The organism is Streptomyces niveiscabiei (genome assembly GCF_001419795.1).
GTDB lineage: Bacteria > Actinomycetota > Actinomycetes > Streptomycetales > Streptomycetaceae > Streptomyces > Streptomyces niveiscabiei.
In genome coordinates this window covers 1-1,229 of the sequence record NZ_LIRL01000942.1, presented here as the reverse complement: position 1 = coordinate 1,229, position 1,229 = coordinate 1, and the positions used below count along the sequence as shown (strand labels likewise).

Annotated in this window: 2 protein-coding genes; one reads left to right on the top strand and one right to left on the bottom strand. The window is 64.6% G+C overall.

Translation table 11 applies throughout. The annotated features are described in order from the left end of the window. The coding region (locus tag AOK24_RS46790; RefSeq protein WP_159052126.1) for a hypothetical protein at window positions 1–214 on the top strand (214 nt) is incomplete at its 5' end. An 8-nt stretch (window positions 215–222) separates the two neighbouring features. Here AOK24_RS46790 and AOK24_RS37470 read toward each other — a convergent pair. Beyond that, window positions 223–1,215 (bottom strand): ABC transporter ATP-binding protein, encoded by a 993-nt coding sequence (locus tag AOK24_RS37470; protein WP_079057191.1) that lies wholly within the window; start codon window positions 1,213–1,215, stop codon window positions 223–225. Between the last annotated feature and the right edge of the window lie 14 nt (window positions 1,216–1,229).

The following is a 1,229-nucleotide window of genomic DNA, read 5'->3' as shown; positions in this document are numbered from 1 at the left end:
GTGGGGGGCGGATGACAATCCGCTGCGGAATGCTCCGCATACCGCTGCCGCGTTGAGCGGGGAGTGGGGTCACTCCTATACGCGGGAAGAGGCTGTGTTCCCCGGTGGGGGGGCCGTTTCCGAGAAGTACTGGCCTCCTGTTCGGCGGATCGATCAGGCTTATGGGGATCGGAACCTCGTGTGTTCCTGCCCTCCGCTTGAGTCTTATCAGTAGGGGTTCCGCTACGCCGGGTACGCGTGTGTCTGGGCCGCCTTCACGGAGGCCCAGATGTCCGTGCCCGGGTGGAGGTGCAGGTCTGCTGCCGCCGCTGTGGTGAGGTCCGCCGTCAAGGGGAGGTCGCCTTTCAGGTCGGCGCGGATCTGGTCGCCGTGGGATTCCAGGCCTGCGACCTGGCAGTACCAGAGGTTGCGGGCGCTGGTGTTTTCGGGGCGGGTTCGGTGGAGGGTTACCGCGGAGGGGGGGAACGCGACGAATGCGGGGCCCCGCAGGTTTTCCGACGTGGTTATTTGTTGGCCTGTGGGGAGAGTTACCGTTGTGCCTTCCGCCTCGCCTTTGTAGAGGTTCAGGCCTACTAGCTGCGCTATGTAGTCCGTGCGGGGGTGGCGGGCTATGTCTGCGGGGGTTCCCTCCTGGACTATCGATCCCTGTTCTATGACCACCAGGCGGTCTGCCAGGACCATTGCGTCCAAAGGGTCGTGGGTGACTATTACCGCTACCGCTTCGAAATCTGCTAGGTGGTGGCGGAGTTGGGCTCTTACCTCCAGGCGGGTTCTTGCGTCCAGGGCTGCCAGGGGTTCGTCCAGGAGCAGTAGGCGGGGGTTTGTTGCCAGGGCCCTTGCGAGTGCTACGCGTTGGGCCTGGCCGCCTGAGAGGTTTCGGGGTTTTGTGGTGGCGTGGGTTTCCAGGCCCATGCGGGTCAGCCACTCTTTTGCTCGGGTCCGGGATTCGGATTTTGTGGCGCCCTGGCATCTGGGGCCGAAGGCTATGTTGTCCAGGGCTGTGAGGTGGGGGAAGAGGAGGTAGTCCTGGAAGACGACTCCTACTGGGCGGGATTCGGGGGGTGTGTTTTCCAGGGGGTGGCCGTCCAGGTGGAGGTGGCCTGAGGTCAGGGGGAGCAGGCCCGCCAGTGCTCTGAGGGCGGTGGTTTTGCCGGCGCCGTTGGGGCCCAGGAGGGCTAGGACTTCGCCGGGGGTGGCTTTTAGGGTGATGTTCAGGTGGAAGGTGGGGG